The organism is Janthinobacterium sp. GMG1 (assembly GCF_034427795.1).
Classification (GTDB): Bacteria; Pseudomonadota; Gammaproteobacteria; order Burkholderiales; family Burkholderiaceae_D; genus Janthinobacterium.
On the sequence record NZ_JAXQNT010000005.1, the window covers coordinates 341302 to 359554 of the forward strand.

Sequence of the window (18253 nt, forward strand, 5' to 3'; positions counted from 1 at the left end):
ACCGGAGCAAGCTCCGGTTTTTTTCATTTTACTGCCAGAACTTCCACCACTTGCGTTCCTTGTTCACCCCTTCCGGGCTGAGGAATGCCGTGTTCGGGTAGTTCTTGGTCAGCACGCGCAAGGTATCGTCGCGCAGGTCGGTCAAGCCCAGCTTGTCATACGAGCGGTACATGATGAACAGCGCTTCTTCGATGGCTGGCGAGGCGGCAAAGTCGCTGACCGTCGTTTGCGCGCGGTTGGCGGCAGCCAGGTAGGCGCCGCGGCGGTAGTAATAGCGCGCCACGTGCACTTCGTATTTCGCCATGGCATCGATCAAATAGTTCATGCGGGCCAGCGAATCGGGCGCGTATTTGCTATTTGGAAACTTGTCGACCAGTTGCTTGAAGGCCGCAAACGCTTCGCGCGTGGCTTTCGGATCGCGCTCGGTCGGATCTTGCTCGTACAGGAAGTTCAGGAAGCTGATCTGGTCATTAAAGCTGATCAGGCCCCGCAAGTAGTACATATAGTCTACATTGGCGTGGTTCGGATGCAACTTGATGAAGCGTTCGACGGCAGCCAGTGCCTGTGCCTGGTCTCCCGACTTATAATACGCGTAAGCGATCTCCATCTGCGCTTGCAGAGCATAGTTGCCGAAAGGATAGTTAGCCTCCAGCTTCTGGAACAGGCCGATTGCAGCTTCATAGTGCTGCCCGGCCATTTCTTCACGCGCCTCCGAGTATAATTTCGTAACGGACCAGTTTTTGGTCTCATCCACTTTTTCTGGCAACAAGCTGCAAGCGGACATGCCGAGCAGAACGACTGAAGCGACTACCAACGATAATTTTTTTTGCATGACGTTTTGCAAGAAGGTTTTAACCAAGATTTTACAATAGGCTGATTATAGCCGATGGGAATGCTGTGATATTAACTCCGAAGCCTAATTTGGCTGACCCCGCGTTTGACTCCCTTTCTGACCATGCTGCCGAAGAGGCGTTTGACGGCGATTTTGCCGCCGACGACGTCTTCGAGGAAATGGCCCCGATTACATTGGAACTGACGCCGGACGCCTGCGGCCACCGCCTCGATAAAGTCATCTCCAAGCTGGTGCCGCAATACTCGCGCAGCCGCTTGCAATTGTGGCTGGAAGCCGGTTTCGTGACCGTCGATGGAAAAGTTGCCAAACGCAACATGACCGCCTATGGCGACGAGAAGATCGTCATTCTGCCGCAAAGTGCGCCGGAAGACGAGGCTTTTAAGCCGGAAGCGATGGAATTGAACATCGTGCACGAAGATGAGCATATCATCGTCATCAACAAACCGGCCGGACTGGTCGTGCATCCAGGCCCCGGCAACTGGTCGGGCACTCTGCTCAACGGCTTGCTGCACCACTGCCCGCAACTGGCGGGCGTGCCGCGCGCCGGCATCGTGCACCGCCTGGACAAGGACACGAGCGGCCTGATGGTGGTCGGCAAGACCCTCGCTTCGCAAACGGACCTCGTGCGCCAGTTGCAGGCGCGCACCGTCAAGCGTGAGTATTTCGCGCTCGTGTGGGGCACGCCGAAGGCGGCGGGCACCATCGACGCCTCGATCGCGCGCCACCCGCGCGACCGCGTCAAGATGGCCGTCTCGGAGAATTTCACCGCCAAGCCTGCCATCACGCACTATGAATTGATCGGCAGCGGCGAACTCGACCGCCGTCCCGTGAGCCTGATGCAATGCCGCCTGGAAACAGGCCGCACGCACCAGATCCGCGTCCACATGCAGCATCTGGGCTTCGCGCTGGTCGGCGATTACGTGTATGGCAAGCAGCATCTGGTGTCCGTGTTCTCGCGCCAGGCGCTGCAGGCGCGCCGCCTGGGTCTCGTGCATCCGGGTACCCTGGAAGCGTGCGAGTGGATCGTGCCGCTGGCCGATGACTTCGCGCAACTGATCGCCACCGCCGGCATTCCCGAGCCGGAACAGGTCTGATGACGTCACCGTTGCCTTGCATTATTCCCCATTGGCCCGGCTTGCCCGCGAACGTGGGCGCGCTGTCGAGCATGCGTGTGGGCGGCGTCAGCCAGGAGCCATATGGTGACGGGCAGGGCGGCGGTGGCTTGAATCTGGGCACGCACGTGGGCGATGATCCCGCGCATGTGGCCGCCAACCGCGCGCGGCTGGCCGCCATCTTGCCTGCCGAGCCGGCCTGGCTGTCGCAAGTGCATGGCGTGGCCGTGGCCGATGCCGGCAAGCTGGACGGCCATGTGCCGGACGCCGATGCCAGCGTGGCAACACAGTCTGGCGCCGTGTGCGTCGTGATGACGGCCGATTGCCTGCCCGTGCTGTTTTGCTCGACGGATGGCCTGGTTGTCGGTGCGGCCCACGCGGGCTGGCGCGGCCTGGCCAACGGCGTTTTGCAGCGCACGGTGGCAAGCATGCGCGCGCAAGGCGCGACGGACATCCTTGCGTGGCTGGGGCCGGCCATCGGCCCACGGCAATTCGAAGTGGGGCAGGACGTGCTGCAAGCGTTCCGCAACGGCGCGCGCGATGATGTTGAGCGGCAAGTGTTATCCAATGCCTTCACCGCCATCGCCGACAAGCCCGGTAAGTACCTGGCCGATATCTATGCGCTGGCGCGCACCATGCTGCTGCGCGATGGCGTGGCGCAAGTGGCCGGCGGGGAATATTGCACCGTCAGCGATGCGGCGCAGTTTTACTCGTACCGGCGCGATGGCGTCACGGGAAGACAGGCCAGCTTGATCTGGCGCAAATAATCTGCACGGCAGACACTTATGTGTCTGCCGTTTTTGTTTTATCGTCTGCTGAGGCAAGTGCGCGGGCTTTTAGCTCGGCCTTGCGTTTGCGTCTCCTTGAGCCCGTCAGATAGAATAGGATGGACAGGGGGATGACGCAGTACAGCACGAAGGTCATCACCCCGGCGACGATGGACGGTTCCGTCAGCGCCATGAGGCCGACGACATAGATCCAGGCAACAGCGGTCATGAGCATCATCGGTATTGGCAGTCAGTAAAAGTTTGCATGCAGGTGATCCTAAAGTATTTATTTTTCGACTACGTTTCGGCGCCTAACAAAACCGTAGCGAGCGGAAGGGAGAGGTGGCTAAGAAGCGCAACCGTACTCTAGTACGGTGAGCATCGCAGGCCGCCTATACCGACGCGCAGTAGGTTTTGTTCGGCGCCCCTCAATCTTGAATGGACTTACATACATCTATGAATATGCCCGATCCTCAAGCAATGACCAAAGAATGGATGGCGCAGATCAGCAATCCTGAGCAGTGGAAGACGTGGTTCAACATGGTACCGCAGCCCCAGGGCAATCCGATTGCCGGCATTTTGCAGGATGCGGGTGCCAGCATCAAGCCGGAAGTGATCGAGCAACTGAAAAATGCCTACGTGGCCAAACTGACGGGCTTGTGGGCTGATTTTATAGCCGGCAAGACGCCGGAGCTGAAAGACCGCCGCTTTGCCGCGCCCGCCTGGCACGCCAGCCCCCTGTCGGCCTTCAATGCTGCAGCCTATCTGCTGAACGCGGAGTTTCTCAGCGCCATGGCCGATGCCGTGGAAGCGACGCCGCACCAGAAGCAAAAGATTGCGTTTGCCGTGCAGCAAATCGTCGACGCCATGTCGCCCGCCAATTTTCTTGCGACCAATCCCGACGCCCAGCAAACCCTGATCGAGACCAAGGGCGAGAGCCTGGCCAAGGGCTTGAGCAATATGCTGGCCGACATGCAAAAGGGCCGCATTTCGCAATCCGACGAATCGGCCTTCGAAGTGGGGCGCAACGTGGCCACCACGCCAGGCACGGTGGTGTTCGAGAACGCGCTGTTCCAGCTGATCCAGTACACGCCGACGACCCCCACGGTACACCAGCGGCCGCTGCTGATGGTGCCGCCATGCATCAATAAATTCTATATCCTTGACTTGCAGCCAGAAAACTCGCTCGTGCGCTATGCGGTGGAGCAGGGCAATACCGTGTTCCTGATGTCCTGGCGCAATCCTGACCTGAGCATGCAGCACCTGACGTGGGACGATTACGTCGAGCAAGGCGTGATCGAAGCCATTCAGGTCACGCAGGACATTTCCGGCCAGGACAAGCTCAATATGTTCGGCTTTTGCGTGGGCGGCACCATCGTCTCGACGGCGCTGGCCGTGCTCAAGGCGCGGGGCGAAAATCCGGCCGCCAGCCTGACCTTGTTGACCACCTTCCTCGATTTCTGCGATACGGGCGCGCTCGACGTCTTCATCGACGAGCCGCAAGTGGCGCTGCGCGAGCAGTCCCTGGCCAAGGGCGGCCTGATGTCGGGCCGCGACCTGGGCAGCACTTTCTCCAGCCTGCGGCCGAACGACCTCGTGTGGAACTACGTGCAGTCGAATTACCTGAAAGGCAAGGAGCCGCCCGCGTTCGACTTGCTGTACTGGAATGGCGACGGCACGGGCTTGCCGGGTCCCATGTTCTGCTGGTATCTGCGCAACACTTACCTGGAAAACAGCCTGAAAGTGCCGGGCAAGCTGACGGTGGCCGGCGAAAAGGTCGACCTGAGCAGCATCGACGCGCCCGCTTTCATCTACGGTTCGCGCGAAGACCATATCGTGCCCTGGGGTGCAGCGTATGCCAGCACGGCCTTGCTGAACCCGAAAAAGCCGAAAGCCAACCGCTTCATCCTCGGTGCTTCGGGCCATATCGCCGGCGTGATCAATCCTGCTTCGAAGAAAAAGCGCAGCTACTGGAGTAATGACCAGCCCCGCACGGCCAAATCGAAGCCGCAAAGTGCCGAGCAGTGGATGGAAGGCGCGACCGAGCACGTGGGCAGCTGGTGGCCCGAATGGGCGGCCTTCCTGGCCGAACACGGCGGCGCGCAGGTGAAGGCGCCAGGCAAGCCGGGCAACAAGCGCCACGCAGCAATCGAGCCGGCGCCGGGGCGGTATGTTAAAGTCAGGGCGGACTAGTTTACAAAAGCTTCTCGCCAGGCAAGACCGGCGTAATCCCCGGTCTTGTCAGGAATCTACTTTTAGTTGCGTTGCAATAAATATGGGAATCTACTACCCTGATGTGCAATGGAGCCATTTTCCACTCTATAATGGAAAAAGTAGGCAGGTGCGAAAGCGGACCCACGTTCGCTTTTTTTTCGGATTAACTCTGTACGCGCTGCGGCGCAATAAGTGGAACTTGTGATGAGTAGTGCAAAAAAAAGTATAGACCGCCTGATTAAAAAATATCCCAACCGCCGTCTGTATGACACGCAAACCAGTTCCTACATCACCTTGACGGACGTCAAGCAGCTGGTGTTGGACAATGAGGTGTTTACCGTCGTTGATGCCAAATCCAATGAAGATTTGACGCGCAGCATCTTGCTGCAAATCATTTTGGAAGAGGAAGCGAACGGCGCGCCCATGTTCTCGAGCAGCGTGTTGTCGCAGATCATCCGCTACTATGGCCACGCCATGCAGGGCATGATGGGATCCTACCTGGAAAAGAACGTGCAAGCGTTCACCGATATCCAGCACAAATTCACGGGCACGTCGGCCGGCAGTTTCGAAGGCAAGCCTTTCAGCCCGGAAATGTGGACCCAGTTCATGAATGTCCAGGGCCCGATGATGCAAGGCATGATGAACAACTACATCGACCAGAGCAAGAGCCTGTTCGTGCAGATGCAGGAACAGATGCAGAGCCAGAGCAAGAATCTGTTCGGCACGTTCCCCTTCGTTCCGCCGGTCCCGCCAACGGACAAAAAGTAATCCATGCCACACGCTCACCGGGCGCTTTGATCGCCCGTGAGTTGTATCGGCGTCATCAAAACAGCATAGTTCTGCCAGCAAGGGTCGGCTCGGGGTACAATAGCCGATTCGCCTCACCATTTTACTAGCTGCCAACTATGTCTGAAATTCACCGTATTCCCGTTCCTTCCGCCCAGCCCGAGGCCATGCTGGCCATGCCAGGTGCGGCGCCGAAAGTGGGCTTTGTCTCGCTCGGCTGCCCGAAAGCGCTGGTCGACTCCGAGCAAATCCTGACCCAACTGCGCGCCGAAGGCTACGAAACGGCGAAATCCTACGCTGGCGCCGATCTGGTGATCGTCAACACCTGCGGTTTTATCGATGCTGCCGTGCAAGAGTCGCTCGACGCCATCGGCGAAGCGCTGGCTGAAAACGGCAAAGTGATCGTGACCGGCTGTCTGGGCGCCAAGAAAGATGCTGCCGGCGACGACATCATCATGAAGGTGCACCCGAAAGTGCTGTCCGTCACGGGCCCGCACGCGCTGGCCGAAGTGATGGATTCCGTCCACTTCCATCTGCCGAAACCGCATGCGCCATTCCTCGACCTGGTGCCGCCGCAAGGCGTCAAGCTGACGCCGAAGCACTATGCCTACCTGAAGATTTCCGAAGGCTGCAACCACCGCTGCAGTTTCTGCATCATCCCATCGATGCGTGGCGACCTCGTCTCGCGCCCGATCGGCGAACTGATGATCGAAGCGGAAAACCTGTTCAAGGCTGGCGTCAAGGAATTGCTGGTCATTTCGCAAGATACCTCCGCATATGGCGTGGACGTAAAATTCCGTTCCGGCTTCTGGAATGGCCGTCCCGTGAAAACCCACATGACGCAGCTGACGGAAGCGCTGGGCGAACTGGCCAAGTCCTACGGCGCCTGGGTGCGCTTGCACTATGTGTATCCGTACCCGCACGTGGACCAGATCATCCCGATGATGAGCGGCGGCCACATCCTGCCATACCTCGACATTCCGATGCAGCATGCGCACCCTGACGTGCTCAAACGCATGAAGCGTCCGGCCAGCGGCGAGAAAAACCTCGACCGCATCCAGGCCTGGCGCGCCATCAACCCGGACCTGACGATACGCTCGACCTTCATCGCCGGTTTCCCTGGCGAAACGGAAGAAGAATTCGAATACTTGCTCGACTTCCTCAAGGAAGCGCAGATCGACCGCCTGGGCTGCTTCGCCTATTCGCCTGTCGAAGGTGCGACGGCCAACGCCATCGCCAATCCCGTGCCGGAAGAGCTGCGCGAAGAGCGCCGCGGCCGCGTCATGCTGCTGCAGGAAGAAATTTCCAAGAAACGCCTGCAAGCCAAGGTCGGCAAGACCGTGCGCGTGCTGATCGATGAAGTCACCCGCTCCGGCGGCGTGGGCCGCTCGTCCGCCGACGCGCCGGAAATCGACGGCGTCGTGTATGTGAAGCCGCCATTCGAGCCGCACCGCAAGCTGGCGGTTGGTCAATTCGTCGACGTGACGATCACCTCGGCCGATGCGCACGACCTGTGGGGCGCTGCCGAGTAAAAAACCGCCATGCCGGCGTTGCGCTGCCTTGCCGTACAGTAAGGTACTGTCTTCGGCAGCGCGCCTTGGCCTGAACGTTTTTTATGCAGGTGTAACACTCTGTCAGGTGTACGGCGTGCAGGGCGCAAAGCCCTTACAATCAAGGCGGATCAGCAATTGCTGATCCGCCTTTTTTTATTTCCCGACGCCATGACACAGACCAAATCTCCCCAGACCGCGCTGATCCACAGCGATTACCAGGCGCCGCAAGGCTTTGCCGCGTTTCCGAACGCCATCCATCACGCATCGACCGTGCTGTTCAAGGACGTGGCGGCCATGCGTTCGGGCGACTGGAAAGAGAAAAACGCCTACACCTACGGCTTGCACGGCACGCCCACCACCTTTACCCTGGAAGCGCGGCTGGCCGAGATCGAAAGGGGGAAATACTGCCTGCTGGCGCCGTCGGGCCTGGCGGCCATCGCCATGGCGGATTTTGCCCTGCTGAAAACGGGCGACGACGTTTTATTGCCGGAAAATATCTACAACCCGAACCGCGAACTGGGGCGTTGGCTGGCGCAGGATTTCGGCATCACGGCCCGCTATTACGATCCGCTCATCGGCGCCGGCATCGCCGCCCTGATCCAGCCCAACACCAAACTGATCTGGACGGAAGCACCCGGTTCCGTGACGATGGAAGTGCCGGATTTGCCCGCCATCTGCGCGGCCGCCCATGCGCGCGGCGTGCTGGTGGCTTTGGATAACACCTGGTCGGCGGGCCTGGCCTTGCGCGGTTTCGACCTGGGCGTGGACATCATCATGCAGGCGCTGACGAAATACCAGTCGGGCGGCTCCGACGTGCTGATGGGCGCGCTCATTACGCGCGAGCGGGCGCTGCACGAGCGCCTGGCGCTGGCGCACATGCGTCTGGGCATGGGCGTTGGGGCGGACGACGCCTACCTGGTGCTGCGCGGCTTGCCGACCATGAAGTTGCGTTTCGACGTTCACGATGCGGGCGCGCGCGCGGTGGCTGCCTGGCTCAAGGGAAGAAGCGAGATTGCCACCGTGCTGCATCCGGCTTTCGACGATTGCCCCGGCCACGCCATCTGGCAGCGCGATTTCACGGGCGCGGGCGGCCTGTTTTCCGTACTGTTCGATGCCCGCTACACGGAGGCGCAGACGGACCGCTTCGTCGATGCCTTGCAATTGTTCAAGATTGGTTACAGCTGGGGCGGCGCCAACAGCCTGGTGATGCCGTACCGCATCGCCGCCATGCGCAAGGGCTGGCAGTTGCCGGGCCAGCTGGTGCGCCTGAATGTGGGACTGGAAGATCCGCAGGATTTGATCGCCGATATCGAACGGGCGTTCGCGGCGATGTAGGAAACGGCAAGCCGTTGGCTTGCCGTGAAGCACCTTTTACATGGGCACGGGCTTGTTGTTGTTCAGGTCGAGGAAGCCGCGCAGCAAGCGGTAGGCCTTCCACAGCCAGGCCACGCCCCACACGAGGAACGCCAGCGGAATGCCGATCAGCGTGATCCACAGGATGGCGCCGACGACGATCCAGGCCACATACCACCAGAAGGAACGGATCATCCAGCTGTGATGGCTGTACACGAAGGTCCCGGCCGCCTCGTCCCGCTTCACATAATTGATGATGAGCGGAATGAAGGAAAACGCGCCCAGCGAAAACACAAAGCTGGCGCCATGTATCAGGTACAACCACCAGGCCAGGTTTTTGGTCTGCTGGAGTTGGGTATCCAAAATAATATCTTGTGACATGAAAGCTCCCGTCGTTGCTCAATTTTTAATTGTAACAAGCAAAGCGGCCCGGCAGCGCAGTCCATGCAAAAAGGCAGAATACATTTGAAACGAGATCGCTATCCCACCCTGGCCGCGCGCGCCAGGTCATGGCTGCGTAAGGCCTTGCCGGCCTTGCTGCTGTGCGCCACCGTGGCCCATGCCGCCGGCGCGCCCCTGGAAGCGGAGTTTACCGCCGGCTTGAAGGAAGAGGGCTTGGCGGGCGCCGTCTGGAGTGAAGTCTTGCCTGACGGAACGGTCAAGGTCGGCGCGTCCGGCTTGCGCGATGCCGCCAAGCAGATACCCATGCAGGCGGACACGCGCATGCAGGTGGGGTCCGTGGGCAAGGTGGCGCTGGCGCTGGGCATCTTGCGCCTGGTCAGCGAAGACCGGCTCACGCTCGACACGCCCTTGCAGCAAGTGCTGCCGGAACTGGCGCTGAACAACCCGTGGCAAGCCAGCGACCCCGTGCGCATCCGCCACCTGCTGGCGCACACCTCGGGCCTCGATAATGTGCGCTTCTGGCAGGCGTTCAGCCTGAAGCCGGCACCGGACACGCCGCTGGCCGCCGCCTTTGACGGCGACCGCAATCTGCTGCGCGTGCGCGCCCGGCCCGGCAGCCGCTATGCGTATTCGAACATGGGCTATGGCTTGCTGGGCATGGTGATCGAGAAGGTCACGGGCCAGCCGTACGAGCGTTATCTCGATGCGCAACTGCTGCAGCCGCTGGGCATGGCGGACAGCACGTTTACCTATGTTACGCAAATGAGTACGCAAATGAGCGCGCAGGCGGATCCGCGCCTGGCCATGGGCTACTTCGAGCATGGCGTGGCGCAGCCGGCCGTGCCGCAATACCTGCGTCCGGCCGCGCAATTTACCACCACGGCGGCCGACATGGGCAAGCTGGCGCAGTTTTTGATGGGCGACGGCAAGCTGCAGGGCAAGCGCTTCATCGACCTGGCGCTGATGGGCGCCTTGTCAGAACCGGCCGGCACGGATGCGGCGCAAGCGGGCCTGGCAACGGGCCATGGCCTGGCGCTGGCCGTGCGCGACCGCCACAACGTGGTGGGCGCCTGCCACCCTGGCACGGCCGTGGGGTTCCGCGCCATGCTGTGCCTCTATCCGGAGCAGGACAGCGCCTTCTTCGTGGCCTTCAACACGGATGCCGAGCAGGCCGACTATGAGCGCTTCAATCGCCTGCTGCTGCGCGACCTGGAATTGCCGCTGCGCGCGCCGGCCCCGCGCGGCACGCCCGCGCCCACGGTAGAAAACTGGCAGGGTGTCTATGTGCCGTCGCCCAGTCCCATGGCCAGCATGGCCTGGGTCGACGCCGTCTTCGGCTTTACGCGCCTGAAATGGGATGGCGAATCGCTGTTCCTGATCCCGTTCCAGGGCGAGCCGAAGGAACTGGAACCGGTGGGCGGCCTGCTGTTCCGCGCCAGCGACCGCAGCACGCCGTCGCACGTGCTGATGCAGGAGGATGGCAAGCATGTGCTCAGCGACGGCTTGCGCAGCTATGAGCGCGCGTCGATGCTGCGCATGCTGGTGCTGTGGGGCAGTCTGGCGTTGGGCGCTGCCGGCTTGCTGTATGTGCTGGTGGTGGGTGGGTGGCGCGCCGCGTTGCGCAGCCTGGGGCGGGGCGACCATCTGTTCGCGCCCCTGCTGTCGATGCTGGCGCTGCTCTTGCCGCTGCCGTTTTTCTATTTTCAGTCCTATCTGCGCCTGGGCGACATCACCATCGCCAGCGTGCTGCTGGCGCTGGTCACGGGGGCGCTGCCGCTGGCGACGGCGTTCGGTCTGGCGCGCTGCTGGCGCAGCCGCGGCACGGCGGCCGAGGTGGGCTCGTGGGCGAAATGGGATTGGGTCGCCTTGCTGGCGGCCTTGCAGCTGCTGCTGGTGCTGGCCTGGTGGGGACTGCTGCCGCTGCGGTTGTGGCACCTGTAGGCTGTCAGGTCCAGGCAGCCAGCAGCCGGCGCCACCACGGTTGCGCCGGCGTGGCCCTGCTACCGTGCGCGGACCGCTTGGCGCGATAGCTGGCCGCCGCCATTTGCAGGCCGACGCGATCCATCGCCGCCATCGCCTCCGCGTCCTGCAGCGACAAACCATGCAGCAAGGCTTGCGCATGGGGATCAAGCAGGAAGGCGGCACGCAGGGCGTCGTCCGTGTACAACTTTGCCAGGTAGGTTTCCAGTGCGGGGGAACTCATGTGTTTCGCCCCGCACGCAAGGCCGCACGCGCCAGCTCCAGCTGGCCCAGCACATGCTCGAACGACGGGTAATTGCCGTCGCGTTCGACGATCACCGTCAGAGGCTGGGGCGCCTGGCGCGCCAGCACCGTCAATAAAGCGAAGACTTCGGGCGGCACGTCGTGCAGGTGGTCGTCCAGCAGTCGCTGGCCGCCGCCCGGCGCGGCTATCCAGTGGCCGCCGCTCAGGTGCACGGCGCCGACCCTGTCCAGCGGCAGGCGCAGCAGCAGTTCCTGCGGCGATTCGCCGGCATTGACGGCATTCGCATACAGATTGTGCAGGTCGAGCAGCAGCGGCACTTGCGCACCGTGGATAATCTGCGCCACCCACTCGGCTTCGTCCATCGTGCTGGCGGGCGGCTGGAGCAGGGTGGCGATGTTTTCCATGAGCGGCGCGCTGCCGACGATGCGCGTGGCCAGCGCGATATTGGCGATCGCCCCGGCGGCGCTGCGTAGTGTGCGCGGCGGCGCCGCCAGGTGGCCGATTTCCACGCCGCCGGCGCGCACGAAACTCAGGTGCTCGGACCACGATTCCGCCTGCACTACTTTCATCAGGCGCGCCATCGCATGCAGGCGGCGCGGGTCGGCGGGAATCGTCGAGGCCAGCCCCATGCCCACGCCGTGCAGGCTGACCGGCACCTGGCGCGCCAGGCTGCACAGGGCCGCGATGCCGGTACGCGAGGCGCGGTAATAATCGTCGGCGATCACTTCCAGCACGTCGATGTGCGCCAGGTTGGACACGATGCCGGCGGCCAGTTCGCCGCGCCAGCCCAGACCGACGCGGTCGCGCGTGGCGCCCTGGCTAGCTGCCACAGCCACCGCCACCGCCGCAACCGCCACAGCCGCTGCCGCCGCCGCCATCTCCGCCGCCGCCATCGCCCCCACCCGATGACGAGTCGCCCGTGCCGCCGGACGAGGAGTCGCCGCCCGTGTTTGGCCGGGGTACGGGGAACAGCTCGGCGACATACGCGTACACGGACAAGGGCAGGGCGCCGAGGCCGAAGATGGCGGCCAGCAGAGCCATGTCGGCGCTGCTGCTGCCTGCATTCAGGCGCGACGAGCGCATGTTCAGGCGGCCAAACAGCATGCGCAAGTCGGTCAGCAGCCGCTGCGCGCTCCAGCTGGTCGCCTGGGTGCGCAAGCCGCGCAGCATGAGCAGGAAGATCGCCAGCAGCAGCGCCAGGAACAGCAGGTTGTAGTGCTGGCGGCTGATGGCAATGACGGCCTTGACGGCGGCCACCGTCAGCAGCAAATAGTGCGCGGGCCAGGTGATGCGTTCGCGCCGGCGCAACAGCGGCGGGCCGACCAGCAATTCCTGCTGCGTCAAGGTCTCCTGGTAGGCGCGGCATGACGGCAGCATCTCCGCCTGCTCGGCCAGTTCCTTGCTGTGACCCTGGCGGCCCAGATACAGCCGCAGCACGTCGCGTTCGATGTCGTGACTGGCAAAGCGCAGGCTGTCGGCGCTGGCCGTTTCCAGCAGCGGGCCATCGGCGCGCAGCAAGCCGCGGTCGACCAGCACGATGGCGGCGATTTTCACGGCTTCGAGGGCGCCGCCGCGCAGGAAGGCGATGCGGTAGGGATCATCGGCCAGCGAGAGCTGGGCGTGCGGATTGCGCAATTCCATGCGTATCAGCAGTTCGCGCGCGAGGTAGTACACGAACGTGCCGAAGATCAGGTAGGCGAACAGGAACCAGGGCCCGCTCCAGTCAAAGGGATTGAAGCCGTTCACCGCATCTGCTCCGCGTGTTCGCGCAAGTGTCCGGTAATCGTCATCAAGCCCGTAAAGGCGGGCAGGGCCTGCCCCGGCGCCAGGCGCGCCGTTTCGCGCGCCGCCGACATGGCTTGCAGGGCCGTGTGCAGGGCCGGCTCGCCCAGCTGGTCGACAAACGCTTCGAGCGCCTGCTTGCCGGACAGCCCAGGCTTGCCCTCCAGCTGCGCCAGGGACGCTGCGGCCGAGCGCAGCGGGCCGGCCGCGTCGGCGATGGCGCCGGCCAGCTGTTCTTCATTCAGGCTCAATAGCATATACCGTTCGCGCATGCGCACCTGCTGGTTCAGCAGCACTTGCCGCAAGCGCCGCAGTACGGCGTCACGGCTGGTGTGCAGACTGGCAAAAGGGTCAGCGCCATGCAGCACCTTGTGGCGCGCGATGATGTCGGCGAACTTGACGGCGAAGGCGTCGGCGGCCTGCGTCAATTCGCTCTCGAGCAGGAACATTACCTGCAGATCGATGGCGGCGTGCGCCAGGCGCAAGGGTCCGCGCAGCGCATCGGCCGCCTGCGGCGTAAAGCGCTTGAGCAGCAACAGCAGGTTGACGTCGGAGGTGGCGCGCACCTGGCCATCGGCGGCCGAGCCAAACAGCACGGCGGCGGCAAGGTCGTCACCAAACGCGCCTTGCGCGGCGGCGACAAACACATCCAGGTGGCGTTGTATCTCTTCTGGCAGCGGTGGCGGCATGCGGTGCACTTTCACGGTGGGTTGGCGGAATGATCATAAGTTTGCAATATAGCAAAAATATGCATCCCTGCGCGCACCGTCCGCCAGAGAGAGTCAACTCAGGTCAATACATTGAGCAAGCCATCGAGTCCCACGAAGTTCAGCGCCACGTCGGCCTGCGAGCGCACCACGGGCTTGGCGCGGAAGGCCACGGACAGGCCGGCGATGCCCATCATTTTCAAGTCGTTGGCGCCGTCGCCCATGACGATGGCCTCGGATGGGGAAATTCCCAGCTCCGCACACACGCGCTCCACCGTGCGCTGCTTTTCCTCGGCGTCGACGATACCGCCGATGACTTTGCCCGTCAGCTTGCCGTCGACGATTTCCAGTTCGTTCGCATGCGTGTAGTCGAGGCCCAGGCGCTGTTTCAGGCGCTCGGTGAAGAAGGTAAAGCCGCCCGACACCAGCAGGGTTTTCAGGCCGGCTTTCTGCACGGCCGCCAGCATGGCTTCCGCGCCCGGCGACAGTTTTAAACGCTCGTCGTAGACGCGCTGCAGGGCCGACGCATCGAGGCCTTCGAGCAGGGCCACGCGCTGCTTCAGGCTGGCGGCAAAATCGAGTTCGCCGCGCATGGCCGCTTCCGTGATGGCCGCCACTTGCGGTTTCAAGCCCTGCATGTCGGCGATTTCATCGATGCACTCGATGGTGATCAGGGTCGAATCCATGTCCATCGCCACGAGCTTGAATTCGGCGAGTTCGCGCTGGCCCATCATGTAGGTGGCGTCCAGCTGCGCCGCCTGGGCCGCCACTTCGATGGTGGGGCGCAGCGCGGGCGAGTAGGCGATCTGTTCGCAGCGCACGGCGTTCGGACCCAGGCGCGTGATGGACGTCGGCGCGGCCAGCGCGGCGATGCGCTCGAGGCGTGCGCTATCGCCGTCCAGGCCCTGCAGGATCAGATTCATGGTGATGGTCTTGGTATTGGTCATGGGTCAGCCCTGCATAAAAGATAGAAATAGTCTAAACCGTCAATTGCTTGATGGTGGTCTTGATCTGCGTCACGCGCGCGGCCAGGTCCGGCATGGCGGCCGTGATTTTCAGCTTGTCCTGGCCATGCAGCTTGATATGGCGGTTCTTCTGGATCAAGTCGATGATGCGCATCGGGTCGATCGGCGGCTTGGCCATGAATTGCAGGGTAGCCGCCTCGCCATGCACGTCGATCTTGACGATGCCCACGGTTTTCGCCGCGATGCGCAAACGGTGCGTCTCGACCAGGGCCTTGACGGCGTCGGGCAGCTTGCCGAAGCGGTCGATCAGCTCTTCCTGGATGTCGTCGATCTTTTCCTGCGTGGCGCAGTTGGCCAGGCGCTTGTAGATTGACAGGCGCTCGTGCACGTCGCCGCAGAAATCGGCCGGCAGCAGGGCCGGCACGTGCAGGTTGATCTCGGTGGTCGAGGCCAGCGGTGCCGCCAGGTCAGGCTCCTTGCCCGCCTTCAGCGAGCGCACGGCTTCGTTGAGCATGTCCGAATACAGCTGGAAGCCGATTTCCGTCATCTCGCCGGACTGGCTCTCGCCCAGCACCTCGCCGGCGCCGCGGATTTCCAGGTCGTGCATGGCCAGGTAAAAGCCGCTGCCCAGTTCTTCCATCTGCTGGATGGCGTCAAGGCGGCGCTGCGCCAGCTTCGTCAGACCCTGCACGTCGTGCACCAGCAGGTAGGCGTAGGCCTGGTGATGCGAGCGTCCGACGCGGCCGCGCAACTGGTGCAGCTGCGCCAGGCCGAACTTGTCGGCGCGGTGCATGATGATGGTGTTCGCCGTCGGCACGTCGATGCCGGTTTCAATGATGGTCGTGCACAGCAAAATATTGAAACGCTGGGCGACGAAGTCGCGCATGACCTTTTCCAGGTCGCGCTCGTGCATCTGGCCGTGCGCGACGGCGATGCGCGCCTCGGGCAGCAATTCGGTCAGCATGGCCAGGCGGTTCTGGATGGTTTCCACCTCGTTGTGCAGGAAGTAGATCTGGCCGCCCCGTTTGAGTTCGCGCAAGCACGCTTCGCGGATGATGGCTTCGCCCTCGCTGCGCACGAACGTCTTGATGGCCAGGCGCTTTTGCGGCGCCGTGGCGATGATGGAAAAGTCGCGCAAGCCTTCCAGCGCCATGCCCAGGGTGCGCGGGATCGGCGTGGCCGTCAGGGTCAGCACGTCCACTTCCGCGCGCAAGGCTTTCAGGGCTTCCTTCTGGCGCACGCCGAACCTGTGTTCTTCGTCGATGATGACGAGGCCCAAACGGGTAAACTTGACGTCGTCGGACAGCAGCTTGTGCGTGCCGATGACGATGTCGATGGTGCCGTCGGCCATGCCCTTGAACGCCTGCGTGATCTCCTTGCCGCTGCGGAAGCGCGACAATTCCGCGATGCGCACTGGCCAGTCGGCGAAGCGGTCGGCGAAGGTCTGTGCATGCTGCTCCGCCAGCAGGGTGGTGGGCGCCAGGATGGCTACCTGCTTGCCGCCCATGACGGCGATGAAGGCGGCGCGCAGCGCCACTTCCGTCTTGCCGAAGCCGACGTCGCCGCACACGAGGCGGTCCATCGGTTTGCCGGAAGTCATGTCCTTGATGACGTTGTGGATGGCCTCGGCCTGGTCCGGCGTCTCGTCGAAGCCGAAGCTGTCGGCGAAGCGCTGGTAGTCGTGCGACGAGAATTCGAACGAGTGGCCCTGGCGCAGGGCCCGGCGCGCATACAGGTTGAGCAGCTCGGCGGCCGTGTCGCGCACCTGTTCGGCCGCGCGCTTTTTCGCTTTTTCCCACTGGCCCGAGCCGAGCGAATGCAGCGGCGCGTCTTCCGGCGAAGCGCCCGAATAGCGCGAGATCACGTGCAATTGCGACACGGGCACGTACAGTTTCGTGTCTTTCGCGTATTCGAGGTGCAGGAACTCCGTTTCGCCTTCGCCCAGGTCCATGCTGGCCAGGCCCATGTAGCGCCCGATGCCGTGGTTGATGTGCACCACGGGGTCGCCGATTTTCAGCTCCGACAGGTCGCGCACCATCGACTCGACCTGCGTCACGCCTTCCTGTTTCTTGGTGCCGACCCTGCGGCCGGAACCGGCATACAGTTCCGTCTCGGTGATGAAGGATAAATTACCTTCCGGCGTAAACAGTTCGAAGCCCGCGTGCAGCGGCGCCACGCCCAGCATCAGCTTGGCGTCGGACTGCAGGAAGCCGTCACTGCCTTCCACCGGCGTCAGGTGCAGATCGTATTCGGTGAAGTACTGCTGCAAGGTTTCGCGGCGGCCGTTCGATTCGGCGCAGATCATCACGCGGCGGCCCGATTGCAGCAGGTAGCTGCGCAGGTTGGCCAGCGGGTCGTCGGCGCGGCGGTTGACGGCGATGTTCGGCACGGGAGCCGACAGTTCGGACGCCAGCGCATCGTTCGATTTGGCGATCGCCAGGCGCGGATACGGCTTGGCCAGGCCGAAGAACTGCTCGTCGGACAGGAACAGCGATTCCGGCGGCAAAATCGGCCGTTCGCGGTCCGCTTTTAAAAAGCGATAGCGCGACTGGGTATCGGTCCAGAAGCGACCGATGGCCGCATCGATCTCGCCCACCAGGGCCAGCGAGGCGTCTTCTGGCAGATAGTCGAACAAGGTGGCCGTCTGCTCGAAGAACAGGGGCAGATAGTATTCGATGCCAGCCGAGGCGATGCCGCTGCTGATGTCCTTGTAGACGACTGAGCGCGATGGATCGCCTTCGAACTGCTCGCGCCAGCGGTTGCGGAAGGTGGTGCGGGCCGCTTCGTCCATGGGGAATTCACGCCCCGGCAGCAGCCGCACTTCGTGCACGGGGTACAGCGAGCGCTGGGTATCGGCGTCAAACGTGCGGATGGTCTCGATGGTGTCACCGAACAGGTCGAGCCGGTAGGGCAGGGCCGAACCCATGGGGAACAGGTCGAGCAAGCCGCCACGCACCGAGTATTCGCCGGGCGACATCACCTGCGACACATGGCTGTAGCCGGCCAGGGTCAGCTGCGACTTCAGGCGCGCTTCGTCGAGTTTTTCACCCTTCTTGAAGAAGAAGGTGTAGGCGGCCAAAAAGGACGGCGGCGCCAGGCGCACCAGCGCCGTGGTGGCCGGCACGATCAGCACGTCGCACTGGCGCGTCTGGATTTCGCGCAGGGTGGCGAGGCGCTCGGAGACCAGGTCCTGGTGCGGCGAAAAGGCGTCGTAGGGCAGGGTTTCCCAGTCCGGCAGCAGATGGCAGCGCAGTTCCTTGCCGCCAAACCACGGGATTTCATCGAGCAGGCGCTGGCCGTCGCTGGCCTGCGCCACCACCACGGCCAGCATCTGGCCCCGCGCTTTCAAGGCCAAAGCGGCCAGCGCCAGGGCATAGGCGTCGGATGAACCATACAGGGCGGGCAGCGCGTAGCGGTTGCCGGGCTTGGGGAGGGCTTTTTTTAAGTCTAAGGACATGCAGGCGATGACACTAGTGGCAGAGGCAGTTGAGTGGGACAGCTGTGATGCGCGCCGCGCCGCCAGTGACGGCGCTGA

At 62.8% G+C, this 18253-nt stretch carries 16 protein-coding genes; 7 read left to right on the forward strand and 9 right to left on the reverse strand.

The annotated features are described in order from the left end of the window. Positions 1 to 28: 28 nt before the first annotated feature. Positions 29 to 832 (reverse strand): outer membrane protein assembly factor BamD, encoded by an 804-nt coding sequence (locus SJI03_RS16265; RefSeq protein WP_099377512.1) that lies wholly within the window; start codon positions 830 to 832, stop codon positions 29 to 31. 89 nt (positions 833 to 921) lie between these two features. Between SJI03_RS16265 and SJI03_RS16270 the strand changes: the two genes are divergently transcribed. After that, positions 922 to 1947, forward strand: coding sequence for an RluA family pseudouridine synthase (locus tag SJI03_RS16270; RefSeq protein ID WP_322427888.1), 1026 nt, complete (start codon positions 922 to 924; stop codon positions 1945 to 1947). Next, positions 1947 to 2732 carry a peptidoglycan editing factor PgeF gene (pgeF, locus tag SJI03_RS16275; protein ID WP_322427889.1) on the forward strand — a complete coding sequence of 262 codons (786 nt, stop codon included), beginning with the start codon at positions 1947 to 1949 and terminating at the stop codon, positions 2730 to 2732. The genes SJI03_RS16270 and pgeF overlap by 1 nt, the downstream gene beginning before the upstream one ends. Before the next feature lie 16 nt (positions 2733 to 2748). Here pgeF and SJI03_RS16280 read toward each other — a convergent pair whose 3' ends face one another. Continuing rightward, positions 2749 to 2970: a hypothetical protein gene (locus SJI03_RS16280; protein ID WP_307789224.1), complete on the reverse strand. Its 222-nt coding sequence runs from the start codon at positions 2968 to 2970 to the stop codon at positions 2749 to 2751. Positions 2971 to 3212: 242 nt separating this feature from the next. Between SJI03_RS16280 and phaC the strand changes: the two genes are divergently transcribed. The 4 genes from phaC (at position 3213) to SJI03_RS16300 (ending at position 8620) form a co-directional block, all read left to right on the forward strand. Next, positions 3213 to 4925, forward strand: coding sequence for a class I poly(R)-hydroxyalkanoic acid synthase (gene phaC / locus SJI03_RS16285; protein WP_322427890.1), 1713 nt, complete (start codon positions 3213 to 3215; stop codon positions 4923 to 4925). Between the two features lie 225 nt (positions 4926 to 5150). Continuing rightward, positions 5151 to 5714: a polyhydroxyalkanoate synthesis repressor PhaR gene (gene phaR, locus SJI03_RS16290; RefSeq protein ID WP_010399000.1), complete on the forward strand. Its 564-nt coding sequence runs from the start codon at positions 5151 to 5153 to the stop codon at positions 5712 to 5714. A 194-nt stretch (positions 5715 to 5908) separates the two neighbouring features. Continuing rightward, a complete protein-coding gene (gene rimO / locus SJI03_RS16295) occupies positions 5909 to 7264 on the forward strand; it encodes a 30S ribosomal protein S12 methylthiotransferase RimO (protein ID WP_322427929.1) in 1356 nt (451 codons plus the stop codon). Between the two features lie 189 nt (positions 7265 to 7453). Continuing rightward, positions 7454 to 8620 carry a cystathionine beta-lyase gene (locus SJI03_RS16300; protein ID WP_322427891.1) on the forward strand — a complete coding sequence of 389 codons (1167 nt, stop codon included), beginning with the start codon at positions 7454 to 7456 and terminating at the stop codon, positions 8618 to 8620. A 36-nt stretch (positions 8621 to 8656) separates the two neighbouring features. Here the strand turns inward: SJI03_RS16300 and SJI03_RS16305 are convergent, their stop codons facing one another. Beyond that, a complete protein-coding gene (locus SJI03_RS16305) occupies positions 8657 to 9019 on the reverse strand; it encodes a DUF4870 family protein (RefSeq protein WP_099377507.1) in 363 nt (120 codons plus the stop codon). 84 nt (positions 9020 to 9103) lie between these two features. Here SJI03_RS16305 and SJI03_RS16310 point away from each other — a divergent pair, with 84 nt between their 5' ends. Next, positions 9104 to 10981 carry a serine hydrolase domain-containing protein gene (locus SJI03_RS16310; RefSeq protein ID WP_322427892.1) on the forward strand — a complete coding sequence of 626 codons (1878 nt, stop codon included), beginning with the start codon at positions 9104 to 9106 and terminating at the stop codon, positions 10979 to 10981. Positions 10982 to 10985: 4 nt separating this feature from the next. Here SJI03_RS16310 and SJI03_RS16315 read toward each other — a convergent pair whose 3' ends face one another. The 6 genes from SJI03_RS16315 to mfd all read right to left on the reverse strand — a co-directional run bounded on the left by SJI03_RS16315 (position 10986) and on the right by mfd (position 18175). After that, on the reverse strand, positions 10986 to 11243 hold the full coding sequence (locus SJI03_RS16315; RefSeq protein WP_322427893.1) for a hypothetical protein: 258 nt from the start codon (positions 11241 to 11243) through the stop codon (positions 10986 to 10988). Then, a complete protein-coding gene (locus SJI03_RS16320; protein ID WP_322427894.1) occupies positions 11240 to 12094 on the reverse strand; it encodes a DUF692 domain-containing protein in 855 nt (284 codons plus the stop codon). The genes SJI03_RS16315 and SJI03_RS16320 overlap by 4 nt, the downstream gene beginning before the upstream one ends. Then, a complete protein-coding gene (locus SJI03_RS16325) occupies positions 12084 to 13010 on the reverse strand; it encodes a TIGR04222 domain-containing membrane protein (RefSeq protein ID WP_322427895.1) in 927 nt (308 codons plus the stop codon). The genes SJI03_RS16320 and SJI03_RS16325 overlap by 11 nt, the downstream gene beginning before the upstream one ends. Further along, positions 13007 to 13735: a nucleotidyltransferase domain-containing protein gene (locus SJI03_RS16330; RefSeq protein WP_099377502.1), complete on the reverse strand. Its 729-nt coding sequence runs from the start codon at positions 13733 to 13735 to the stop codon at positions 13007 to 13009. The genes SJI03_RS16325 and SJI03_RS16330 overlap by 4 nt, the downstream gene beginning before the upstream one ends. A gap of 98 nt (positions 13736 to 13833) precedes the next feature. Further along, positions 13834 to 14676, reverse strand: a complete 843-nt coding sequence (serB, locus tag SJI03_RS16335; protein WP_099377576.1) for a phosphoserine phosphatase SerB — start codon at positions 14674 to 14676, stop codon at positions 13834 to 13836. A gap of 55 nt (positions 14677 to 14731) precedes the next feature. After that, entirely contained in the window at positions 14732 to 18175 is a 3444-nt protein-coding gene (gene mfd, locus SJI03_RS16340) for a transcription-repair coupling factor (RefSeq protein ID WP_322427896.1), read from the reverse strand. Positions 18176 to 18253 lie beyond the last annotated feature (78 nt).

Coding starts and splice junctions, on each gene's coding strand:
- SJI03_RS16265 (WP_099377512.1), bottom strand. CDS start 832: ATGCAAAAAAAATTATCGTTGGTAGTCGCTTCAGTCGTTCTGCTCGGC.
- pgeF (WP_322427889.1), top strand. CDS start 1,947: ATGACGTCACCGTTGCCTTGCATTATTCCCCATTGGCCCGGCTTGCCC.
- SJI03_RS16280 (WP_307789224.1), bottom strand. CDS start 2,970: ATGATGCTCATGACCGCTGTTGCCTGGATCTATGTCGTCGGCCTCATG.
- phaC (WP_322427890.1), top strand. CDS start 3,213: ATGACCAAAGAATGGATGGCGCAGATCAGCAATCCTGAGCAGTGGAAG.
- phaR (WP_010399000.1), top strand. CDS start 5,151: ATGAGTAGTGCAAAAAAAAGTATAGACCGCCTGATTAAAAAATATCCC.
- rimO (WP_322427929.1), top strand. CDS start 5,909: ATGCCAGGTGCGGCGCCGAAAGTGGGCTTTGTCTCGCTCGGCTGCCCG.
- SJI03_RS16300 (WP_322427891.1), top strand. CDS start 7,454: ATGACACAGACCAAATCTCCCCAGACCGCGCTGATCCACAGCGATTAC.
- SJI03_RS16305 (WP_099377507.1), bottom strand. CDS start 9,019: ATGTCACAAGATATTATTTTGGATACCCAACTCCAGCAGACCAAAAAC.
- SJI03_RS16315 (WP_322427893.1), bottom strand. CDS start 11,243: ATGAGTTCCCCCGCACTGGAAACCTACCTGGCAAAGTTGTACACGGAC.
- SJI03_RS16330 (WP_099377502.1), bottom strand. CDS start 13,735: ATGCCGCCACCGCTGCCAGAAGAGATACAACGCCACCTGGATGTGTTT.
- serB (WP_099377576.1), bottom strand. CDS start 14,676: ATGAATCTGATCCTGCAGGGCCTGGACGGCGATAGCGCACGCCTCGAG.
- mfd (WP_322427896.1), bottom strand. CDS start 18,175: ATGTCCTTAGACTTAAAAAAAGCCCTCCCCAAGCCCGGCAACCGCTAC.